Raw genomic sequence first — 1,821 nt, 5'->3', positions numbered from 1 at the left:
ACGCAATTAATCTATCCGTATTAAAACAATTAATAAATTATATCGAACAAGGCCAATGGGAAAAGTTAAAACTTTACTACCAAATAATCAAACCCCAAAATCTACTCGACTCCCAAAATACAAAAATATTTACAGCTTTAAAATATTTATTTTTAGAAAAACAAACAACTCATCCTTGGGATAAAATAAAATCTCAAACTGATATAATCAAAGAGTTATTAACATATTTACAAACTAATTTCCAACAAGATAACTTTACCAAAGAATCATTATCTTTTTTAAGTGATGATGTTAATGAGGAAAATAACCTTGATTTTTTAGCTAACCTAAAACATACCTATACCCAAGAAAAACTGTTTCAACAACTCTTAAAAATCATTAGTCCTTCTTTTGAAAATAAAGATCCTTATCATAAACATCTATACTACCAAGAAATCTTTGATAAATTAAGAAAATTTATGTCCTTTATGCCTCATCCCTCCGATAAGACTTTGTTAACTTTAAATCAAATGACTTCTTGTCATCCTGAATTTTTTGAAACTGATAACCAAGCCAAACAAAAAATTCAAGAAGAATATTACCGTTTTTCAGAAGCTTTCAAAGGATTAAATCAAGCCACGAAAGGCTTTAAAAAGGGTCAAATTATCACCATTGGGGGCTATACAGGTTTAGGAAAAACCACTTTTGTTTACAACCTTCTTTTAGATATCACTAAAACCAAACACCAAGAAACTCATCATCATCATCCCCATCTCTTAGTTTTTTCTTATGAAATGACGATGGAGGAAAATTTAAGTCGTTTATTAGCCTACCAAACTCAAATTCCTTTAGATGTTATTTTAGATAAAAATTGGGAAGACTTAAACATCACTCAACATACCTACATGGAAAGGATGAAACAAGCCAAACAATTTTTTACCCAACTTAAATTATCATTTAGTTATGATCAAGGCAAAAACATTGATTATGTAATTGATTTAGTTTATCGCCTTCATTTAGAAAAACAAGTCGAAATTATCGTCATTGACCACCTTCAAATAACCAAAACCACAACCCACTTAGAAAATGACCGTTTAGCCATTGACGAAATTATGACGAAACTCAAACAATTAGCCATGGAATTAAACCTTGTTATTATCATTTTATCTCAATTTTCAAGAGATACATACAGCAATTACCAAAGTAAATCACCAGAAATAACAGCTTTAAAAGGAAGTGGTGGAATTGAAACTAACTCAGATATCGTCTTAATGATGTCTGAATTCCAACCCAAATTATCCAAAGACCAAGACAAACCCTTAAATATCTATAATCAAAATTGTAATCAATTATATTTAGCATCAAAAAATAACGAATCTCAAAAAATCATTGAATTATCTATTAAAAAGAATCGCAGTGGTACCAAAAAGAACTTAGTTTATCACTTTGAAATGACCACGCAAACCTTCCAAGAAATCGGTTATATTTTACCTTATCCATTAGAAAGTTATTAAGGAGAAAACTCAATGAATTATCAAGATAAAATAAAACACATCCAAACTCATTTCCCCATGTCAGTTTTATTAAAAAAATTAAATATAATACCACCAAACTTCAACCCCAAATATCGTTTCCCTTACCCCATTCATCAAGGCCAAAATCCCACTTGTTGCCATTTAACTTCAGATAATAAAATTCATTGTTGGAAATGTTGTAAAGATTACGATATTATTGATGTTTATATGACTATCCGTCAAATTCAATCCTTTCATGAAGCGATTCAAAGAATAGAAGGTTATGAATTCTTTCGAATTTAAAACCTTAAGTCAACAAGAAAAAGAA

2 protein-coding genes are annotated in these 1,821 nt (G+C 29.5%); both read left to right on the top strand.

The features are described 5' to 3' along the window. The first annotated feature begins 5 nt into the window (after positions 1–5). Entirely contained in the window at positions 6–1,493 is a 1,488-nt protein-coding gene (locus RI01_RS02360) for a replicative DNA helicase (RefSeq protein ID WP_026052453.1), read from the top strand. Between the two features lie 12 nt (positions 1,494–1,505). Further along, a complete protein-coding gene (locus tag RI01_RS02355) occupies positions 1,506–1,796 on the top strand; it encodes a hypothetical protein (protein WP_017193070.1) in 291 nt (96 codons plus the stop codon). Positions 1,797–1,821 lie beyond the last annotated feature (25 nt).

The sequence above is a fragment of the Italian clover phyllody phytoplasma str. MA1 genome (assembly GCF_000300695.1).
Lineage (GTDB): Bacteria > Bacillota_I > Bacilli_A > Acholeplasmatales > Acholeplasmataceae > Phytoplasma.
The sequence above is the reverse complement of the archived record's forward strand: the minus strand, read 5'-3'. Positions and strand labels throughout refer to the sequence as shown.